Raw genomic sequence first — 20,304 nt, 5'->3', positions numbered from 1 at the left:
TTCGTAAATGTCCGCTTCTGGCACAAAGCGGACTCCCGTATCCAATACTCCCCAGCAAACCGGATCGCCATTCAGATCAGTTAACAACCGTCTCGGACCTTCCGGAACATCCCCGCATATCCATTCATCGCGTTACAGTAGTAAAAATAATTCAGCCAGCTGAATCGAGTTGATGAGCAAAAAGGATAACGACGATCGCGCTAAGAAATCCAGAACATTCACCCGTAAACCCAGTCCATCGTAAGTATCAGAACTGGCGTGGAAATTGCTGAAAATAACGTCGTCAAAAGCATGCTTGTCGCAGCCGGTCCGGTCAGAGCGTTAAACTGCTGGGACATCAGGTAAACGTTCACGCCCACCGCCATTGAGGCCAGCAGAACAACCACTTTACTCTCCAGCGGCGGCAGGCCCAGCAGCCAGGCAAGGCCCCAGACCACCAGCGGATGCACCACCAGCTTAATCACGCTGAGTGCGCCGCCGATGGCAAGGCCGTCTTTAATGCGGTAAGAGGCCAGGCTCATACCGAGCGCCACCAGCGCCAGCGGCACGGCGATCTGGCCGAGCATGGTTACCGGCTGGTCAATCATCTGCGGCAGCGGTAGCCCGGTCAGGCTGAACAGCGTGCCGCTGAGGATCCCGATAATCAGCGGGTTGCGCAGCACGCTGACTGCCGTTTTACCAAAGCCCTTTACGCTCAGCGAACCATGCTTAAACCATTCCACCGAAACCGTTGCCAGCGTCCACAGCAGCAGGCCGTTAAACACCAGCACCAGCGCCACCGCAGGGATCGCCTCGTCGCCGAGCATCACGCGGGCAATCGGCAGACCGAGCAGAACGTTATTGGAGAAGATGCCGCCCAGCGCAAACACCGAACCGGACACGCCATCAAGACGGAACACCCGACTGGCAATCACCCTGCCGAGAATAAATACCAGCAGGCAGCCGCCAAAGAACGCCAGCAGCAGGCGGGCATCCACCGGCGGGCCGCTGCTGAAATCGCACATCAGGCGGAACAGCATCGACGGCAGCGCCACGCGGAACACCAGCCGGTTCATCGCTTCGGTAATACTTTCCGGCCAGCGCCGCCAGCGCACCAGCAGCCAGCCGAGGCCGATCAGCACAAACAGCGGTATCGCGATAAGAAACTGGTGCCACAGCGAGCTGCCGAACGCTAACATAAAAATCCTTGATGAAGGTTAGATCAGCCGCGCTGCCCGCAGTTCACTTTTCAGATAGGCGTAATACACCGGTGCCGCCACCACGCCCGCCAGCCCGAAGGCGGATTCAAACACCAGCATCGCCAGCAGGATCTCCCAGGTTTTGGCGCTGATGCGAGTGCCGAAAATACGCGCGTTGATAAAGTACTCCAGCTTGTGGATGAGGATCAGATAGACCAGCGCAATCAGCGCCGCCTCAAGCGAGATGGAAAGCCCGATCAGCACGATCACCGTATTGGAAATCAGATTACCGATAATCGGCAGCAGCCCGGCGATAAAGGTCAGCACCACCACGGTTTTGGCGAACGGCAGATGCAGGCCGAACAGCGGCAGGATGCCAAACAGGAAGCCGCAGGTCAGCACGGTATTGACCAGCGAGACTTTGATCTGCGCAAACACCACATTATGGAAGGAGTCCGCCAGGGTACGCAGGCGATCGAGCATCGCCTCTTTCAGCGGCGCATCTTCGCTGCGGCCCTTGCTGTTGCGTAGGGAAATAATCGCCCCAAGCAGCATACCGATCAGCATGGTGGCGAAGGTGTGCGCGGCGCTGCGGCCAAAGGTCTGTACCACCACCAGATGCTCGCGCAGCCAGGTAATCACCTTATGCTGAAGTTCATCGATATCCGCAGGCAGATAGCGGGTGACCACCGGCGACAGGGTATGTTGGGCATCTTCAAGGATTTTGGTGGCGGTGGCGTGGAACATCGCGGGGTTCTGGAAGTCGTGCAGCAGGAAGCTAATCAGTTTGGTGATGCCGGTGACCAGCCCGAGAATAATCACCATGCTGAGGAATAAGATGCTGATCCAGCGGGCAATCGGCCCTTTCACCAGCCGCTCAATATACGGGGTCATCGCCAGAATGATTTCATAGACGATGAACCCGGCCAGGAAACACGGCAGCAGCCGCAGTGGGAAAATGGCAAACAATGCGATAAAAATCAGCCCATAGCTGGCGGTCTGGCACCACTGCGTCTTGATGGCATGACGAATTTCCATGACGTACCCTGTCTGAAAGAAGAAAAGTAATGCGAATTCAGACAGTATACTATGCCATCACGCCAGGGTGCTGAATTAACGACGATGCGCCAGGCTTCTCACCAGCCGATCGCCGGTCATTTGCACAACCTGCACCAGCGCAATCAGCACCACCACGGTGGCAATCATCACCGGCTGATTAAACCGCTGATAGCCGTAGCGGATCGCCAGATCGCCCAGCCCGCCGCCGCCGATCACCCCGGCCAGCGAAGAGAAGCCAATCAGCATCACCACCGTCAGCGTAATACCGGCCAGCAGCGCGGGAAGCGCCTCCGGCAGCAGCACCTTGCTGACCACGTGCCAGTCGCTGCCGCCCATCGACAGCATCGCCTCGATGCGCCCTTTCGCGACTTCATCCAGCGCGCTTTCCACGATGCGGGCAAAGAACGGTACCGCACCAATGGTGATCGGCACAATCGCCGCGCTGCTGCCGAGCGTGGTGCCGACGATAAAGCGGGTGGTGGGGATCAGCGCAATCAGCAGCACGAGGAACGGCAGCGAACGGCCGACGTTAACTATCGCCCCGACGACCGCATTGACGCGCGGCAGCGGCAGAATGCCACCGCGGCGGCTGATAAACAGCAGTACGCCCAGCGGCAATCCGATGGCGAGGGTAAACAGCCCGGAGAAGCCGACCATATACAGTGTTTCCAGGGTGGCCTGCAGCATCAGCTGCCACAGGTCTTCAAGGCTCAGGCTACCGCGCACAGTGGGCCTCCTTCAATGCCGTGGCGCTGTAAGAAGCGGCGTTCGCTCTCCGCATCGTGCAGCAGCGCGTTGCGTAAGCGGGAATCCTTCTGGCGCAGCAGCGAACTCAGCGCCCCGCTCTCCTGCAGCCGCCCGCGTTCCAGCAGCGCGGCGTGATCGCAGATCGATTTCACCACCTCCAGCTGATGGGTGATCATCACCACCGTCAGACCGAACTGCTGATTGATCTGCTGCAGCAACGCCAGCACCGAGGCGGTAGTTTCCGAATCCAGCGCGCTGGTGGCCTCATCGCACAGCAGATAATCGGGCCGGGCCGCCAGCGCGCGGGCAATCCCCACGCGCTGCTGCTGTCCACCGGAAAGCTGTGACGGCCAGGCGGCCGCCTTATCGCTCAACCCTACCAGTTCAAGCAGTTCGTTTACCCGCTGCTGACGCTGCGGGCGTTTCACCCCGGCAATCTCCAGCGGCACCGCGACGTTATCGGCCACGTTACGCGAATGCAGCAGGTTGAAATGCTGGAAGATCATCCCGCTGCGCTGACGCTGCTGCCGGAGTGCGCGTGGCGTCAGCGCGGTGATATCCTGGTCGTCGATCAGCACGCGCCCGGACGTTGGCCTTTCCAGTAAATTCAGACAGCGGATCAGGGTACTTTTCCCCGCACCGCTGCGGCCAAGAATGCCGTAGATGGCCCCATCGGGGATTACCAGCGACACCTCATCCAGTGCCGGAGGTTGCCCCCCGGCGTAAATTTTACTGACCTGCTCCAGGCGAATCATTTTATTTACCCGCTACCGGGATCACCGATCCGCGATAGTTCTGTTGAATAAAGTCGGCAACTTCTTTTGACTCCAGGTCCTTCGCCAGCTGGCGAATACGCGGGTCATCGGCCAGTTTTGGCGTGGTCGCCAGAATGTTGGCGTACGGGTTGTTGGTGGCGCTTTCCAAGCCCAGCGCATCTTTCGACGGCGTCAGTCCTGCTTCCAGCGCGTAGTTGCCGTTAATCACCGCGAGGTCAACGTCATCCAGCGCGCGCGGGATCTGCGGCGATTCCACTTCCAGGATTTTCAGTTTCTTCGGGTTCTCGGCGATATCTTTCGGCGTTGCCTGATCCTTCGACGGATCGTTATAGCCCGCTTTCAGCTTGATCAGCCCCTGCGCTTGCAGCAGATACAGCGCACGGCTCAGGTTGGTGGTGTTGTTAGGTACGGCGATGGTTGCACCTTCCTTCACATCCTTCAGGCTTTTCACCTTGCGGGAATAGATGCCCAGCGGTTCGATATGCACCGTCGCGGCCACGGCGAACTTCTGGCCCAGCGCTTTTTCCTGGTCACGCAGATACGGCACGTGCTGGAAGTAGTTGGCATCCACATCGCCGTGCGCCAGCAGCTCATTGGCGTTCACGCCGCTGCTCAGCTCGATAATTTTAAGATCCAGCGACGGATCGAGTTTTTTCACAAAGTTGAGGATCTCGGCGTGCGGCACCGGATCGGCAGCCACGCGCAGCGGTTCGGCAGCGTTAACGCTGAAAGCCATCGCCACGGATAAAGCAATCCCTGAGAATGATAAAGCGGCAAAACGTGTGTTCATTGTTATTCCTTAAATCAGGCTGTGTGTTGAGGTTGTTGTTGTTGTAATTCGTCGTACCAGCGCTGCGCCACATCGGGATGAGAACGCAAACGCCCTTTCAGATAGTTCCAGCCCACATCGCGCAGTAGCGGATTGAGCGGGTCGCTGGCCGGGCCGAGCGCCAGGCGGGCAAGCGGTTCAGGCAGATTAAACACCGGCACCACCGCATCGAGCTGCGCGCCGAGGAAGAAGGCGATCGACAGGCGATCCTGATCGGCAGGCGGTGCGACCACACGATGCACCGTGGCACGCAGATAGCCGTTGCTGGCCAGCTCGAGCAGTTCGCCGATGTTCACCACGAACGCACCGTTCAGCGGCAGCGCATCGACCCACTGGTCAGGGGCGACTTCAACCTGCAATCCGCGCTGCTGATCCTGCAGCAGGAAGCTGAGGAAGCCGGAGTCTTTATGCGCACCCACGCCCTGGCTGGAGGTTTCCGCCGTCTGGCCCGGGTAGCGGATCAGTTTGATATGTTCGTTTGGCTTATCGCCGTACAGGGAATCGAAAGCGTCGGGAGCCAGCTCCAGCGCGCGGGCAAAGGCCCGCAGCAGCCGCAGCGACATGCTGGTCATCGCCTGCTGCCACGCCAGCAGCACCGGCTTCAGCTCCGGCAGCGCCTCCGGCCAAAGGTTCGGACCCTGCAGGCGTTTCCAGCCCGCGTCACCGTTGCCTAACGGCAGCGGCGCGCGTTCAGCCCCGACATCAAACTGCTCACGCCAGTCCGGCTGGCTGCGCGTCAGTTCGGAACCGGCGCGGTTGTAGCCGCGAAAATGCGGCGAGTGGATCATCGCCACCTGCTGTTTATCCGCCTCCGACAGCGCGAAAAAACGGCGGGAAAGCTGCTGCACCTGTGCCGACAGTTCGGCATCAATGCCGTGATTGATCAGATAAAAGAAGCCGACGTCGCGGGCGGAGCGGCCCAGCTTATCGAGGAACGCCTGCTGCTGTTCGGGGGTGCCGTCCAGCTGCAACAGGTCAAGGATCGGTAACGAGGTAATCTGGCTCATGAAAATTCTCTGCGTCGGGTTATGAAACGTTTTTTATTTGATGATTGCTGACCAGCGCAGCAACCTGCAGCTGGCCTGGGGTAATGTCATGGTTAAACAGGCCTGTGGAGAGATAGCTCAAGCCGCTGTCGGCCAGCACCACCACGATGCGTTTGCCGTGGTTTGCCGGGCGCAGCGCCACCTCGCGAGCGGCGTACAGCACGCCCCCGGCGGATTCGCCGATCAGAATGCCGTCGCTGACCGCCACTTCACGGGCGGCGGCGGTTGCCTGCCAGTGCTCCACCGGGAAGGCCTCATCGACGATGCTGCGGTCGAGGGTGGGCGGCACGCGCTCCGGCAGCACGTCGCTGAAGGCATGAACGCCGGTTAATTCACGCTGCTCAGGGCGATCTGCGGTCGGAATCGAATGCGGGCCGGGTTCGACGGCAATCACCTGAATCGCCGGATTATGCTGTTTGAGATAGCGGCCAATACCGGAAACCGTACCGCCGGTGCCCACCGCCGCGATAACGATGTCCACCTGCCCTTCGGTCTGCTGCCAGATTTCCGGGCCGGTGGTGCGATAGTGCGCCCCCGGGTTAGCCGGATTTTCCAGCTGGGCGGTATGGAAGACGTTGGGCTGACGGTTGATCACGTTCTCCGCCAGCCAGCGCGAGGCGGCAACAAAATCGCCGTCGCTCTGCTCCAGCACCTCGGTAAAGCCCTCCACCTGGCTGAACGGGATCACTTCTGCCCCCAGCGCGCGCAGGATCTGAAAGCGCTCTTCGCTCAGCTTGTCGTGCAGATAGACGCGGAACGGATAGCCTTTCGCCGCCGCGATGGCCGCCAGCCCGATACCGGTATTACCGCTGGTCGAGTCGGCGATGGTATCGCCCGGCTTAAGCCTTCCGCTGCGCTCGGCCTCTTCGATCATCGACAGCGCAATGCGGTCTTTCACGCTGTGGTTAGGGTTGAAATACTCCAGCTTGGCGAGGATCTCCGCTGGCAGCTCAAACTGCTGACGAAAACGCGACAGCCGCAGCAGCGGCGTGTCGCCGACCAGCTCAGTAATGGAATTATTAATGGTCATTATCAGCATCCTCGGTCACTTCAGTGGCTTCAGCACCCAGCAGCGCCAGCGCTTTCGATCGCAGCGCGATCAGACGCGGATCGTTGCGGCGGCGGGGGTACGGCAGATCGACATGAATGGTTTCAATAATTCGCGCCGGGCGCGGGCTGAAGACCACCACCCGGTTCGCCATCAGCAGCGCTTCCTCAACATCGTGAGTCACCATCAGGGCGGTAAAGCGCTGTTCGCGCCACAGTTCCACCAGCTCGTGCTGCATACGAATGCGGGTCAGCGAGTCCAGCTTGCCCAGCGGTTCATCAAGGATCAGCAGCCGCGGATGATTCACCAGCGCCCGGGCCAGCGCGGCGCGCTGCGCCATGCCGCCCGACAGCTGATGCGGCCAGGCGTTAGCAAACTGACTCAGGCCCACTTTTTCCAGCGTCAGGTCGATGCGTTCGCGCCCTTCCGGCGTCAGCTTGCCCTGGGTTTGCAGGCCGATGGCGACGTTGCGCCACACCCGACGCCACGGGTAGAGCGTCGGGTCCTGAAACACGACTACCCGGCTGGGATGTGGTGCGGTCAGCGGCTGGCGATCCTCAAAGATCTCGCCCAGAGTAGGATGATCCAGCCCGGCCACCAGCCGCAGCAGCGTGGACTTGCCGCAGCCGGACGGCCCCAGCAGCGCAACGAACTCGCCTGCTTCAACCTTCAGCGACACGTTGTCCAGCACCGCGAGGCTCTGCCCGTCGAGATGAAAAGCGTGGCTAACCTGATTGATGGTGATTTCCAGCCCGGAAGCCGTATCCAGTTGTTCTGCCAGTGACATCGGTCCACCTCATTAATCCGTAATAAGATGACTATTCCGTTTTTTTTACCGCGCGTGAAATATCAATAGTGGCAAAGGTTTACAGCCCGGTGGATAACGTGATTTCGCAATTGAAAATGAGGGATTGTTATTTTGGCGATGTAAAAAAAATTGCCATAGTGCGGACATAATTCAGTCAACAGGGATAACAGGCATGACAATTTCACGTGGGATTTCACGGCGCGGTTTTATTCAGACTCTGGGTGTGGTGGGTGCAGGACTGGTGGCAGCACCGGCGTTACCGGTGTGGGCTGCGGGTGAAGACACCAGCAAGTTAACCACCGTCAAGCTGGCCTGGGGCCAGACGGCGGTGTGTCAGTCGCCAATATCGGTCGCACTAAAACAGGGGTTCTTTAAAAAGTACGGCCTAAACGTTGAACCGGTCAACTTTAGCGGCCCGACGGATGCGCTGCTACAAGCGATTGCTACCGGCCAGGCGGATGGCGGTATTGGTATGGCGCTGCGCTGGCTGAAGCCGCTGGAACAGGGCTTCGATGTCGATCTGACCGTCGGAACGCACGGCGGCTGTATGCGTCTGCTGACCAGCAAAGACAGCGGTATTAAAAGCGTGCGCGACCTGGTAGGCAAAAACGTGGCGGTAACCGATCAGGCCAGCCCGCTGCGCAACTTCTTTGCGATCCAGCTGGCGAAGCTCGGCATCGATCCTGATACGCAGGTGAACTGGGTGCAGTATCCCGCCGATTTGTTCGGCGAAGCGCTGCGTAAAGGTGAAGTGCAGGCGCTGGCAGCCGACGATCCGCAGGGCTGGCTGATCAAAAAGCACGACGGTCTGATAGAAGTTGATAACAATCTGAACGGTGAATATCACAACCTCGCCTGCTGCGTGCTGGGACTGCGCGGTTCGCTGGTGCGCGAACAGCCGGAGGTGGCACGCGCCATTACCCAGGCGATTATCGACGCCCAGCAGTGGACGGCGGATCACCCGGCAGAAACCGCGAAGATCTTCGCGCCGTTCGTTCCGGGAAACGTTTCGCCGGACGATATCGCCGCCATGCTGCGCGAACATACCCACAATCATCACTCCACCGGCGAACAGCTGCGTAAGGAAGTGGTGACCTATCTGAACGAGCTGAAAACCATCAAGGTGATCCGCGAAGATACCGACGTGCAGCGTTTCGCGGCTCACTATGTACCTGACGTGTTGCCTGCTGCCCCGGCGCATCAACATTCAGCATAAGGAGGAAGTATGTCCAGTGAAACCCTGACTCCACCGCGGACAGACAGCCGATCCGCTTCGGTCCGGCTTAACCCGGCGCTGATCCTGGCGGTTTTTGCCTGGTGGGGGCTGGTGGCACTGATGATTTACTGGCCGGATAAGCCGGTGGGGTTCGCCCCACCGCGTTTTGTTGCTGAAACGCACCGGGTGTTTTTCATCCTTGCTGCCGCACTAACCTTAATCGTTGCCCTGGGTCGCCTGCTGGCGATCCCTAAGGTGCTGGCACCGTTTCAACGCGGCGGCCGCTGGCTGGTGGCGCTGGCGATCCTGATCGGCATCTGGGAAGCGGCGACCGCCAAGCTGGCGCTGCTCCCTGCCCCGTTCTTCGCGCCGCCTCGTGCGCTGGTTGAAGCCTGGGCCACGGACTGGTTCCGCCTGGGCGACAGCGTGCTGAATTCACTGCGCCTGCTGGCGCTGGGCTTTATTTTCGGCAGCATCACCGGCTTTATTACCGGAGTGGCGATCGGCTGGTCGCGAGGCCTGGGCTACTGGGTGCATCCGCTGCTGCGCTTCCTCGGCCCGGTGCCGTCGACCGCGCTGCTGCCGCTGTCGCTGTACTTTTTCCCGTCCAGCTTCTCCGCTGCCGTGTTCCTGATCGCGCTGGCAACCTGGTTCCCGGTGACGGTACTGACCTGGTCGGGCGTCGCCAGCGTTGACCAGCGGTACTACGACGTGGCGCGCACGCTGGGCGCCAATACGTTGTTTCTGGTGCTACGCGTGGCGGTACCGGCATCGCTGCCGCAGGTGTTCGTCGGGCTGTTTATGGGGCTGGGCGCATCGTTCTCGGTGCTGGTCGCAGCGGAAATGATGGGGGTGAAGTCGGGACTGGGCTGGTATCTGCAGTGGGCTCAGGGCTGGGCGGCCTATGCCAATATGTACGGGGCGCTGATCGTAATGGCCCTGCTGTTCTCGTCGCTGATTAGCCTGCTGTTTGCCATCCGCGATCGTTCGCTGGCGTGGCAGCGTGGAACGGTGAAGTGGTAAGTAACTAACACTGCCGGCGGTGGAGCGGGATCCCGCTCCGCCTGCCAGCATTAACACTATCAGGCGTGAGCGGCGATTTGCACCTGGCGGCGCCATGCGCCCGGCGACTGACCAAACTGACGTTTGAAACTGCGGTTAAACGACTGCTGTGAATCAAAACCAAAGCTGATAGCGACATCCAGAATCGGCTCACCGCCCCGGGCGAGGCGTTCAGCGGATTTTTTCAGGCGGCGTTCACGAATATATTCACCCAGCGCATAACCGGTGTGCTGCTTAAACATCCGCTGTAAGTGCCACTTCGAATAGCCCGCGCGATCCGCAACGGTGTCTAAATCCATCTTCCCTTCAATATGGGTATCGATCCACTTTACAAGATCGTTAATAAAATCATCATGGCTCATCGGTCTTCCCCTGATGCTGGTAAATTTGGTGTTGTTATCAACCTGGTCGTGCCCCGACCTGATTCTCTGTGAGAGTAAAAGGCAACTATGATAAGTGCACTTAACAACGGTAAGACAACGCCGTTTTTAATGCAAGTTTTATTGTTGCATTAAATGCTGTTTAATCGTAATTCATCCATTATGAGCGACAGCAGACGGGCAAAACTTAAATCAGCAGACGTGAACAACCCGCAGCGATAAAGGCCTGCGGGAGAAAATGTCTGAGAGGGTCAATCAGGAGGCGCAGCGCGCTTCAGCGTCGGTCCAGTCACGCTGCATAATTTCACGCAGCGCGTCGGCAACGGTACGTCGGGCCAGCACGTCAAGGGACGCCTGCTCGGCCTCTTTCGCCAGCTCTTTGAAGAAGCGACAGGCGTTCGCGCTGACTACACAGCGGGCCGGCACTTCCGGTCGGCTGGCCATCAGCGGTTTATCATTGGTCACCGAGGTGTAGATTTCACACAGGGTGATCTGCTCTGCGGGGCGACCAAGACGAATGGTGCCACAGCGGCCCAGCGTGGAAACAATAATACCGTCGCGAGTCAGCGGCACCATCAGTTTACGCACGAAACTCGGGTTGGCGTCGAGGCCATCGGCGAGAATCTTGCTGGTGCAGCGCCTATCCTCGCTATCCGCCTTGGCAATACACAGCACCATTTGCAGGGCGGTAGGAAAACGATTATCAAGCATGATGTGATCCTGGCTTTTTGCCGTCCATCTGCGGATGAAACACTGGAATAAAAAGCATTAAAAATCAGTTAACTATAAAAAACATCAGGCTAATAATATAACAAACCTGGTTACACTTTTGAAGTCGCGCACTAAGCACTATGGGCTATTGGTTCTATCATAATGATTTGACGGGGAATATTGTCGGGGTGCCGAACAGCACCCCGTTAAATCAGACGTTATTTTCCTGTAAATAGCGATAAATCACCGAGAGATCTTTCTCACCGTAGCCCGCATCTACCGCTTTCTGCCACAGGGCAGCGATCGTTTCCAGACCCGGCATCGCAGTATCCCCTGCGGCCTCCAGCGCCAGGCGCGCATCCTTCAGCGCCCAGGTCAGATGCATCTGCGGCGGATATTCGCCCCCGGCAATCATCGCCAGCTTGCCTTTCACATAGGGTGCCGCCAGCGGACCGCCGTCCAGCACCTGCCAGAAGTCATCCGGCGAGAAGCCCAACTGCTCGGCCAGGCGGGTACTTTCTGCCAGCCCTTCCACCATCGAAACCAGCCACGCATTGGCCACCAGCTTCATTTTTGACCCGGCACCGGCTTCACCCAGCCATTTCGCGCCTTTGGAGATTGCGGCAAATACCGGCTCAATGGCTGCCGCACGCTGACGGTCGCCGCTGGCGAGGATCAGAATTTGTGCATTTTCCGCCGGCGCTTTGGTGCCGGAAACCGGCGCGTCGATAAACACCGCATCGGGCCGATGCTGATTAAATGTCGCGATAAGCTGTTCCGTGGCCGCAATGCCGATGGTGCCCATCTGGCAGACCACCGCGCCCTGCTTCAGCTGCGGTAGCACATCGTTAAGCACCGCCTGAGTGGTTTCGCCGTCGGAAAGCATGGCAATCACCACATCGGCTGACGCCACCGCCTGCTGGGCAATGTCCGCCAACTGCAATCCTGCGGCCAGCAGATCTTCGCCGCGCGCCCGGGTTCGGTTCCAGCCAAAGACGGTAAAATCATTTTTCAGCAGATTAGCGGCAAAAGCATGCCCCATCGCGCCAAGACCCAGTACGGCAACCGTTGGACGTTGATTCATCAGTGTGACTCCCTGTTAAATGAAAACGGCGGCATAATCATGCCGCCTGACCCGTCCAGGGTAACTTAAAAAAAGAAGGAATGGGGACTTTTTTGCTGAATATGGCGACGCCGTCGTTCAGGTATTTTCTGTTAAATAGAGAGACTCTGTCGTTATCAGTCATTGTCTGCTAACCAGAGTTACTCAATCGTTACCCGTCATTTTCTGCGGAATCGAGCGGCTCAGTCGGTAATGCTGCGCAGCGCGGCGGCACTCTCTTCATCGTTCGGGATGTACACCAGTAGGCGATCGCCATTGCGCGGCGCGGACCACCAGTTATTCTGTCTGAGCGTGATCGTGCCGGTTTTAGGATGATGAAAACGCTTAACCTGATTATCAATCGCGCGAATTTCATAGCGCGGCCACAGATCGCGAAACTCCTCCGACTCCGCCATCAGCCGCTCCAGCAGAGCCTGCCAGCGCGGGTCGTCAAGGTGATCTGCCATCTGAGTGCGGAACAGCGCCACCATATGTGGCATCAGAATATCCTGATCGGCAATCGCCGCCCGCCACTGAGGATGGGTAAACGCCAGCAGAATACAGTTACGGTCGGCCTGCGGAATGGTTTCCAGTTCGACATTCATCAGCCGACACCATGCAGGGTTGTAGCCGAGGATGTCGAAGTGCAGCGACTGAATAATCGCCGGCAGCGGATTCAGGCTGTCCAGCAGAATTTGTCCGTGGGCGGAAACGGTAGCGCAGGTTTTCGCCGCGACCGACGCGGGTGACGCGTGTCCGGCCAGCTGGAACAGGTGCTGGGTTTCTGCCTCGTTACACTGTAACGCCGTGGCTATCGCCGACAGCGTTTTGGACGATACATTAATCTCCCGTCCCTGCTCCAGCCAGGTGTACCAGGTGACGCCAACGTCGGCCAGCTGTGCCACCTCTTCCCGCCGCAGCCCCGGCGTTCGGCGCGGGCGATGATGCGGCATACCGAGGCGCATCGGGTCAAGGTTTTCACGTCGGCTGCGCAGGAAGGTGGCCAGCAGCTGACGATTTTTTTGCGCGGTGCTGGCGGGGATCTGAATTTCACTCACGGGCAGTTTCCTCGTAGACGGGTAGCGCCAGTACTATGATAAGCAGGATCTGGTACCCGTTTAATTTTTCCCTGATGCTATGCCCGGTCACTGATTAACACAAGGGTTATGCAAGATGAAAAGCGGGATTGATTCCACCACACTCGGGCAAAGCGGGCTGATTGTGCTGCTGGCGGGTCAGCTGTTGCCGATGATAGATTTCTCCATCGTTAACGTGGCGCTGGACGCGATGTCCGCTACCCTACATGCCACCCCTATCCAGCTTGAGCTGATCGTTGCCGTATACGGCATCGCCTTTGCCGTCAGCCTGGCGATGGGCGGGCGTCTGGGTGATAACTTTGGTCGCCGTCGGGTATTCAGCACCGGCGTGCTGCTGTTCGGCATCGCCTCACTGGTCTGCGGTATTGCCCCCAACGTCTGGGCGCTGCTGCTGGCACGGGCTTTACAGGGCATTGGCGCCGCGCTGATCGTGCCGCAAATTCTCGCCACCCTGCACGTGACGCTGCACGGTCGCGAGCACTCGCGGGCACTGGGGCTTTACGGCGGTATTGGCGGCATGGCGTTTATTATCGGTCAGGTACTCGGTGGGTTTCTGATTAATGCCGATCCCGGCGGCTACGGCTGGCGCAGCGTTTTTCTGATTAATATTCCGCTGTGCCTGGCGATCCTGCTGCTGGCACCGCGCAGCATCCCCGAGACTCAGAACGAACGCCGCGTCGCCATTGACTGGCCGGGCACGCTGTACCTGGTCGGTGCGATCGGCTGCCTGCTGACTGCGCTGGCGCTTGGGCCGTTGCTGCACTGGAGCTGGCCGTGCCTGGTGTTGCTGCTGGCGTTTCCGCTGCTGCTGCGCCGTTTATGGCAGGTGGAACGGGGTATTGAAAAACGCGGCGGTGCACCCCTGCTGCCACCGGCTTTAATGCGCCTGCACGGCGTGCGTTTTGGCCTGACGATTGCGGTGCTGTTCTTCTGCTGCTGGAGCGGGTTTATGTTCGTGGTCGCACTGACTCTTCAGTCAGGACTCGGCCTTACTGCCTTCCAGTCCGGCAACGCCTTTATCGCGCTCGGCGTCGCCTACTTTATCAGTTCGCTACTTTCCACCCGCGTGGTTGAACGGCTGGGTAAAGTTCCTACACTGATTACCGGCTGCCTGATCCAGATGAGCGGGCTACTGATTCTGGCCTGGACCTTCAATCACGGCTGGCCCAACGTTGGGATTGTACAACTTATTCCGGCGACCGCGCTGATTGGGTTCGGCCAGGCGTTTATCGTCAGCTGTTTCTTCCGCATCGGGCTGGCGGAAGTGCCAAAAAGTCATGCAGGTGCGGGCAGTGCGATGCTTTCCACGGTACAGCAGGCGGCTTTCGGTCTTGGACCGATGGTGCTGGGTGCGGTCTACAGCCACGCGCTGCTGCCAGAAGGGAACTACCAGCACGCGGTCCTGCTCGCGCTGGGCGCGGAGTGGGCAATCATGCTGGCACTGGTTATCAGCGCGGTTATTTTGCGACGCGGTACAACCCAGGAAAACGCTAACGTTCAGGGAAATGCACCGGCGCTAAAGCCTGCCGTTTGCGCCGTCAGGGATAAAGCAGAGTAATATTGATGCGAAGTGAACGTTCACTGAACCACCCACTTCGCCTCGACCTGCTGTGTGGGATGGAAGCGCAACCGACTGCCGCTCATGGTCCATACTTCAATAATCTGCGGCGTGGTGCGGATCATCGCCAGCTTAACCAGATTGCCATACTGCCGCAGCTGATGGTTCAACGTCAGCTGTCGCGCAGGAATGCTCATATCATTGTTCACGTTGCCCAAGCCTCGTAATGGAAAGGTTAATTCACATTGCGAAATATTAGCAAATTGTGCTGCAAAAGGCTTTGAGCTGGATCAACAATTGATAACCCGAGTTAACCCACTCATTTTTTTAGCAAAAAATCCATACCCTCCTCCTTATCGGGTCAGAAAATCGAACGGCCGATGCGCTCGGCCAGCAGCTCCAGCGCGGCGGTTCCCGCCAGAGAATTGCCGGAAGCGTCCAGCTCCGGCGACCAGACCGCGATGCTCATTTCACCCGGAACGATGGCAATAATCCCGCCGCCCACGCCCGATTTGCCCGGCATACCGACCCGCCACGCAAATTCCCCGGCACCGTCATACATTCCGCTGGTCACCATCAGCGCATTGATCTGCCGCGCCTGCTTCGGCGTCAGCAGCGGTTCGCCCTGCCCCAGGCCCCGCCCCTGATTGGCCAGATATAAAAAACAGCGCGCCAGTTCGCCGCAGCTCATAGTCATCGCGCAGTAGTGAAAGTAGGTTTGCAGTACCGTCTGAACATCGTTAGCAAAGTTACCAAACGACTTCATCAACCAGGCAATGGCGGCGTTACGCGCGGAATGATCGAATTCCGAGCGGGCAACGTGACGATCGTAGTGAATATCCGGCTGCTGCGTCAGCACGCGCACCAGCTCCAGCATCCGCTGACGCGGCGCGGTCAGGCGGGTTTCCAGCATATCGCACACCACCAGCGCACCGGCGTTAATAAACGGATTGCGCGGTTTCCCCTGCTCCAGTTCCAGCTGCAGCAGGGAATTGAACGGCTGACCGGACGGCTCTTTCCCCACCCGCCGCCAGATTTCGCTGTCCTGATAGCGTGTAAGCGCCAGGGTCAGGGAAAGCACCTTGGATATTGACTGAATCGAAAAACGCTCTTCGGCATCGCCTGCCTGATACAGGGTGCCATCCAGCATGCAGACCGCAATGCCCAGCCGATCGGCAGGCACGCCGGCCAGCGCAGGAATATAGCTGGCCACTTTACCTTGACCAATTAGCGGCCGTACCTGCTGCAGGATCTCCTCCAGCAGGGCATTATTCAGAATGCTCACGATATCTCTTCCTCGACGGGTGCCTTTACGGCCTGATTTTCCTGGCGATTCTGCCGCTCGATCGTTAAAAGGTCAAACCTACTAATGCAAAACTGCGATGACTGAGAGTAATAGTAAAGTAACAATTGATTCGCTTAAGTTATATATAAATTCCGATTTACAAATTTATTGAATTTTCTGTTTCATCTGTCACATAAATAAAAGACAATATCCCTACTAAATTTATGATCCATAATTTGGATTAACACTTCATCAACACATCGTTAACTTCAATAATGCATCCAAACACTGTTTCTCGTAAGACCGCATGGCTACGCGTGGTTATGCTGGCTATTGCTGCGTTTATTTTTAACACCACCGAATTTGTCCCTGTCGGCCTGCTGTCTGATATTGGCGAAAGCTTCTCAATGCAGACATCGCAGGTTGGCCTGATGCTGACCATCTATGCCTGGGTAGTGGCACTGATGTCACTGCCGATGATGCTTTTAACGCGCAACGTTGAGCGTCGTTTCCTGCTGATGGTGATTTTTACCCTGTTTATTGTCAGCCATGCGCTGTCGTCCGTGGCGTGGGATTTCACCACGCTGGTGGCCTCCCGCATTGGTATCGCCTTCTCGCACGCCATCTTCTGGTCGATTACCGCCTCGCTGGCCATCCGCGTGGCACCGTCCGGTAAAAAAACGCAGGCGTTGAGTATGCTGGCGACCGGCACGGCGCTGGCGATGGTGCTGGGCCTGCCGCTCGGCCGCATGATCGGCCAGCTGCTGGGCTGGCGTATGACCTTTGCGGTGATTGGCGTCGCGGCGATGATCACCATGGCCCTGCTGTTCAAGCTGCTGCCAAAACTGCCGAGTGAGCATACCGGATCGTTAAAGAGCGTGCCGATGCTGTTCCGTCGCCCGGCGCTGGTATCGCTCTATTTACTGATTGCGATAACCGTTACCGCGCATTACACGGCCTACAGCTATATTGAGCCATTTATTCAGAGCGTCGCCGGATTAAGCGGAGGCTTTACCACCTTCCTGCTGTTAATTTTCGGTGCCGCCGGCATCGTTGGCAGTGTTCTGTTCAGCCTGTTCGGTAATAAATATCCGGCCAGCTTTTTACTCGGCGCGATACTGTTAATCAGCGTGTGTATGCTGTCGCTGTATCTGGCCGCCACGCACGATCTGGCGATCTCCACCCTGTGCATCATCTGGGGCATGGCGATGATGGTTATTGGCCTGGCGGTACAGGTACGTGTGCTGGCGCTGGCCCCGGACGCCACCGATGTGGCAATGTCGCTGCTGTCGGGTATTTATAATATCGGTATCGGCGGTGGCGCGCTGCTGGGCAGCCAGGTCAGCGTGCATCTGAATATGGCCAGCATTGGCTATGTCGGTGGCGCTATCGGCGTGCTGTCGCTGTGCTGGTGCGCGTGGAGCATGAAGCGTTACCCGCAGCTGCGAATTAACGGCTAACTCAGTACACCCTGTTAACGATAAAAAACGAAAAGCCCCTGACTGGCAATACACCATCAGGGGCTTTTTCTATCCCTTTTTCGCGTTTAGCCGCTCAACAATAAAATCAATGGTCGCCCGGACTCTCTTCGCGCGCTGGCTTCTTGGCAAATAGTACAGATACACGGCTGGAAAAGTCGGCCAGAAGTTTTTCAGCACCGGCTTCAGATGTTCATAGCCGGACATTTTATCGCGCAGCGGTTCGAACAGTCGGCCAATGCCGATGCCCTCCGATACGGCATCGCGAATGACATCAATATCATTGCAAATCATCGCGTTATCCATATCGGGTGATATCGTCACGCCGTTATCCTGCAGGAACAGCTTAGAGATGCGTTTCGAGGTGCCGAAGCGATAGGTGATTAACCGGTGTTTCACCAGCTCGTCCGGTGCGGCTGGCATGCCGTTGCGCGCAAGGTACTCCTCTGACGCATAAAGCCCCAGCCTGAACGGCGGAAAAATTTCCCGGGCCACCATCCCTTCGCTCACCGCGTTGCCGAAGCGAATACCCAGATCGAATCCCTCTTCCACCAGACTGACGCTGCCGTCATTGACCGACACCTCCAGCTGAATGTCCGGATAGGTGCCATAGAACTCGGCCAGCAGCGGTTGCAGGATCAGCTGCCAGGCAAATCGGGGGAGCGTAATTCGCACGGGGCCGGACGGCGCACCGCCGCTGTTCAGCACCTCTTCCAGCGCCAGATCCAGCTCGGCCATTGCACTTTCCGTTCCGCTAAGCAGCGCCAGCCCGGTCTCGGTCAGGCTGATTTTTCGTGTCGTGCGGGCAAACAGCGGCACGCCGGTTTTCTGTTCCAGCAGACGGAGAGATTTACTCACCGAAGGCACGGTGACGCCGAGCTTGCGCGCCGCCGCCGAAATGCTTTGCTCACGCGCAATGGTATGAAATACCGCCAGCTGACCGTAGGTTGTCGTGTCCATTATTAACTTTGAGTTAACAGTTCAGGTGATGAAAGTAGTCTACTCCGCCTTCGACGATTGTCCTAAATTACCGCCAGCCGACAGGGCAAGGGAATTATCCGTCACTCATTGAAAACAGAGGCACTATGACCAGGGCTTTAATTATCTCAGGGCATCCGAACCTGAACGAATCCATCGCCAACGCCACCATTCTTGATGCGGTCGCCACCGCGCTGCCGGAAGCGGAAATCCGCTATCTCGACGCGCTGTATCCCGATTACCGGTTTGATATTGCGGCAGAACAGCAGGCCTTACTGAAGGCGGATGTGATTGTCTGGCAGTTTCCGTTATCGTGGTATGCCCTTCCCGGGCTGATGAAACTGTGGATCGATGAGGTGTTTTTGTATGGCTTCTCGCACGGTTCCACCAGCCAGCTGAACGGGAAAAAGCTGCTGCTGTCGTTTACCACCGGCGCGCAGGAAGCGGACTTCGCCCCGGAAGGATGGTTTGGACATCCCTTAGACGCGTATCTTTTGCCTTTCAGGACCACCGCGCAGCTGTGCAATCTGGACCTGCTGCCGCCGATTTACACCTGCGGTGTGGGTTATTTATCGCGTATTGAGCAAAGCCAGATTCATCAACAGAAGGAGGCCGCCAGGGAACATGCCGCGCGGCTGGTTGCGGCTATCAAGGCGCTGAGTTAAAAGCAGCTGCCAGTGTATAAGACGTTAACCTCGCGAAGAATTAACGGCGAAATCAACATCCCGCGTTAGCGAAAAAAACGAGAAAGCCCCTGATTCAGGGGCTTTTGCTCTTTATGATGTTGAGAAACGTACCTTACGGCAGGTGAAACACCGACGTCAGCTCGCTGCTGACCGGGCTGTGGTCCGCATTCGACGGCATCAGTTCGCTCATCGACCGCCACCAGCGCTGGCACACTTCCGTTTCTGCCACCGCATTCCAGCGCGCCTCGGATTCGATCTCCACATACGCAAACAGCAGATTGCGCGACGCATCAAGGAAAATGCTGTAATTCTGCGCCCCGTGATCCTTCAGCGTTTGCGCCAGCTCCGGCCAGATTGGGCTGTGCCGCTGCTGATACTCCCGATGCTTATCGGGATGGACCTGCATGACAAACGCCTTACGCAACATGAGAATGCTTCGCTTCCAGCGCTGCCGCCCACGGTTTAACCCCGAAACGCTCACCCAGCGCGACCAGCTCCTCGGTGGTAATGCTCTGCCTCATCCCGCCCATCGACAGCACTTTAACCACCACCTCAGACGATTTTTCGGCAGTGTCGATCAGACCAAAGGTTTCATCCAGCGTCGGGCCGGTACCGAAAATGCCGTGGAATGGCCACATCACCAGCGTGTGTGAGGCCATCTGCTCGGCGGTTTTGGTGCCGATGCCGTCGGTGCCCGGCACCATCCACGGCACGATACCCACGCCGTCCGGGAACACCACCAGGCATTCGGTACTGCCTTCCCACAGCAGGCGGGTAAAGCTGGCGGCGTTAAGCTCGGCCACGTAGCTCAACGCCATAAAGTGCGTGGCGTGGCAGTGCATAATCACCCGGTCCACCCCGTTGGAGACTTTTTTTCGCACGCTGTGCGACTGGAAGTGCGAGGCCAGTTCGGAGGTCGGCACGCCGCCGTTGCTCAGCCCCCAGTGAATGGTGTAGGCCTGGCCGTCGGCGCTGACGCGCAGCAGCACCAGGCTGTCGGCCGGATCGAGCTGCACGTTGCGGAAAAACTTGCCGGATCCGGTGACCAGGAACCAGCAGTTTGCCAGCTCCGGCGCGGGCTGGCTGAGCTCCAGCGTGCGCGGTTCGGCGTAAAAATCAGCGGCGAACGGCTGCACTTCTTCGTCCAGCAGGCGCAGCGAGACGTTGCCGCCATTGCGCTCGTCCCAGCCCTTCAGCCACATATCGCTGGTTGCTTTGACCATGTCCCGGATGAACCAGGAATTTAGAATATGATGCATG

At 58.1% G+C, this 20,304-nt stretch carries 22 protein-coding genes; 5 read left to right on the top strand and 17 right to left on the bottom strand.

All coding sequences use genetic code 11. The annotated features are described in order from the left end of the window. Window positions 1-218 precede the first annotated feature (218 nt). The 8 genes from EC836_RS02700 to EC836_RS02665 all read right to left on the bottom strand — a co-directional run bounded on the left by EC836_RS02700 (window position 219) and on the right by EC836_RS02665 (window position 7,470). On the bottom strand, window positions 219-1,178 hold the full coding sequence (locus EC836_RS02700) for an AEC family transporter (protein WP_123329894.1): 960 nt from the start codon (window positions 1,176-1,178) through the stop codon (window positions 219-221). 18 nt (window positions 1,179-1,196) lie between these two features. Then, complete coding sequence (locus EC836_RS02695; RefSeq protein WP_123329892.1) at window positions 1,197-2,216, bottom strand: AI-2E family transporter; 1,020 nt, start codon at window positions 2,214-2,216, stop codon at window positions 1,197-1,199. A 75-nt stretch (window positions 2,217-2,291) separates the two neighbouring features. Beyond that, window positions 2,292-2,951, bottom strand: a complete 660-nt coding sequence (locus tag EC836_RS02690) for a methionine ABC transporter permease (protein ID WP_199735023.1) — start codon at window positions 2,949-2,951, stop codon at window positions 2,292-2,294. Continuing rightward, complete coding sequence (locus EC836_RS02685; protein ID WP_123329890.1) at window positions 2,948-3,739, bottom strand: methionine ABC transporter ATP-binding protein; 792 nt, start codon at window positions 3,737-3,739, stop codon at window positions 2,948-2,950. Before EC836_RS02685 ends, EC836_RS02690 begins: the two co-directional genes overlap by 4 nt. Window position 3,740: 1 nt before the next feature. Next, window positions 3,741-4,496, bottom strand: a complete 756-nt coding sequence (locus tag EC836_RS02680) for a MetQ/NlpA family ABC transporter substrate-binding protein (RefSeq protein WP_370346713.1) — start codon at window positions 4,494-4,496, stop codon at window positions 3,741-3,743. Between the two features lie 68 nt (window positions 4,497-4,564). Beyond that, on the bottom strand, window positions 4,565-5,596 hold the full coding sequence (locus EC836_RS02675) for an isopenicillin N synthase family oxygenase (RefSeq protein ID WP_123329886.1): 1,032 nt from the start codon (window positions 5,594-5,596) through the stop codon (window positions 4,565-4,567). Window positions 5,597-5,615: 19 nt separating this feature from the next. Beyond that, window positions 5,616-6,665 carry a PLP-dependent cysteine synthase family protein gene (locus EC836_RS02670; RefSeq protein WP_199734992.1) on the bottom strand — a complete coding sequence of 350 codons (1,050 nt, stop codon included), beginning with the start codon at window positions 6,663-6,665 and terminating at the stop codon, window positions 5,616-5,618. Continuing rightward, window positions 6,655-7,470, bottom strand: coding sequence for an ABC transporter ATP-binding protein (locus EC836_RS02665; RefSeq protein ID WP_123329885.1), 816 nt, complete (start codon window positions 7,468-7,470; stop codon window positions 6,655-6,657). The genes EC836_RS02670 and EC836_RS02665 overlap by 11 nt, the downstream gene beginning before the upstream one ends. A 193-nt stretch (window positions 7,471-7,663) precedes the next feature. On the opposite strand from EC836_RS02665, the gene EC836_RS02660 reads away from it, so the two are divergent. Both EC836_RS02660 and EC836_RS02655 read left to right on the top strand, forming a co-directional pair. After that, window positions 7,664-8,707, top strand: a complete 1,044-nt coding sequence (locus tag EC836_RS02660; protein WP_123329883.1) for an ABC transporter substrate-binding protein — start codon at window positions 7,664-7,666, stop codon at window positions 8,705-8,707. A gap of 9 nt (window positions 8,708-8,716) precedes the next feature. Continuing rightward, window positions 8,717-9,730: an ABC transporter permease gene (locus tag EC836_RS02655; protein ID WP_123329882.1), complete on the top strand. Its 1,014-nt coding sequence runs from the start codon at window positions 8,717-8,719 to the stop codon at window positions 9,728-9,730. A gap of 59 nt (window positions 9,731-9,789) precedes the next feature. Here the strand turns inward: EC836_RS02655 and EC836_RS02650 are convergent, their stop codons facing one another. The 4 genes from EC836_RS02650 to EC836_RS02635 all read right to left on the bottom strand — a co-directional run bounded on the left by EC836_RS02650 (window position 9,790) and on the right by EC836_RS02635 (window position 13,026). After that, entirely contained in the window at window positions 9,790-10,131 is a 342-nt protein-coding gene (locus EC836_RS02650) for a helix-turn-helix domain-containing protein (RefSeq protein ID WP_105593739.1), read from the bottom strand. Window positions 10,132-10,404: 273 nt separating this feature from the next. Then, window positions 10,405-10,860: an Rrf2 family transcriptional regulator gene (locus EC836_RS02645; protein ID WP_123329880.1), complete on the bottom strand. Its 456-nt coding sequence runs from the start codon at window positions 10,858-10,860 to the stop codon at window positions 10,405-10,407. A 211-nt stretch (window positions 10,861-11,071) separates the two neighbouring features. Then, window positions 11,072-11,944 (bottom strand): NAD(P)-dependent oxidoreductase, encoded by an 873-nt coding sequence (locus EC836_RS02640; protein WP_123329878.1) that lies wholly within the window; start codon window positions 11,942-11,944, stop codon window positions 11,072-11,074. Window positions 11,945-12,165: 221 nt separating this feature from the next. Further along, window positions 12,166-13,026, bottom strand: a complete 861-nt coding sequence (locus EC836_RS02635; protein ID WP_370346710.1) for a helix-turn-helix transcriptional regulator — start codon at window positions 13,024-13,026, stop codon at window positions 12,166-12,168. A gap of 109 nt (window positions 13,027-13,135) precedes the next feature. Between EC836_RS02635 and EC836_RS02630 the strand changes: the two genes are divergently transcribed. Then, complete coding sequence (locus EC836_RS02630) at window positions 13,136-14,617, top strand: MFS transporter (protein WP_123329874.1); 1,482 nt, start codon at window positions 13,136-13,138, stop codon at window positions 14,615-14,617. Between the two features lie 20 nt (window positions 14,618-14,637). Here the strand turns inward: EC836_RS02630 and EC836_RS24705 are convergent, their stop codons facing one another. Continuing rightward, the gene (locus EC836_RS24705) at window positions 14,638-14,814 is read right to left on the bottom strand and encodes a hypothetical protein (protein ID WP_158612766.1); all 177 of its coding nucleotides are present in this window, start codon (window positions 14,812-14,814) and stop codon (window positions 14,638-14,640) included. A 164-nt stretch (window positions 14,815-14,978) separates the two neighbouring features. Then, on the bottom strand, window positions 14,979-15,905 hold the full coding sequence (gene glsB / locus EC836_RS02620) for a glutaminase B (RefSeq protein WP_123329870.1): 927 nt from the start codon (window positions 15,903-15,905) through the stop codon (window positions 14,979-14,981). Window positions 15,906-16,177: 272 nt separating this feature from the next. Between glsB and EC836_RS02615 the strand changes: the two genes are divergently transcribed. Continuing rightward, on the top strand, window positions 16,178-17,362 hold the full coding sequence (locus tag EC836_RS02615) for a sugar transporter (protein WP_123329868.1): 1,185 nt from the start codon (window positions 16,178-16,180) through the stop codon (window positions 17,360-17,362). 69 nt (window positions 17,363-17,431) lie between these two features. Here the strand turns inward: EC836_RS02615 and EC836_RS02610 are convergent, their stop codons facing one another. Next, window positions 17,432-18,340: a LysR family transcriptional regulator gene (locus tag EC836_RS02610; protein ID WP_123329866.1), complete on the bottom strand. Its 909-nt coding sequence runs from the start codon at window positions 18,338-18,340 to the stop codon at window positions 17,432-17,434. Between the two features lie 125 nt (window positions 18,341-18,465). Between EC836_RS02610 and EC836_RS02605 the strand changes: the two genes are divergently transcribed. Next, a complete protein-coding gene (locus EC836_RS02605) occupies window positions 18,466-19,023 on the top strand; it encodes an NAD(P)H-dependent oxidoreductase (RefSeq protein WP_123329864.1) in 558 nt (185 codons plus the stop codon). A gap of 133 nt (window positions 19,024-19,156) precedes the next feature. On the opposite strand, the gene rhaM is transcribed toward EC836_RS02605, so the two are convergent. Then, window positions 19,157-19,471 (bottom strand): L-rhamnose mutarotase, encoded by a 315-nt coding sequence (gene rhaM / locus EC836_RS02600; protein WP_123329862.1) that lies wholly within the window; start codon window positions 19,469-19,471, stop codon window positions 19,157-19,159. Then, window positions 19,461-20,303: a rhamnulose-1-phosphate aldolase gene (gene rhaD, locus EC836_RS02595; protein WP_123329860.1), complete on the bottom strand. Its 843-nt coding sequence runs from the start codon at window positions 20,301-20,303 to the stop codon at window positions 19,461-19,463. The genes rhaM and rhaD overlap by 11 nt, the downstream gene beginning before the upstream one ends. Window position 20,304: the final 1 nt, after the last annotated feature.

The sequence above is a fragment of the Erwinia sp. JUb26 genome (assembly GCF_003751505.1).
GTDB lineage: Bacteria > Pseudomonadota > Gammaproteobacteria > Enterobacterales > Enterobacteriaceae > Erwinia.
This window is presented reverse-complemented; position numbering and strand designations above follow the sequence as displayed.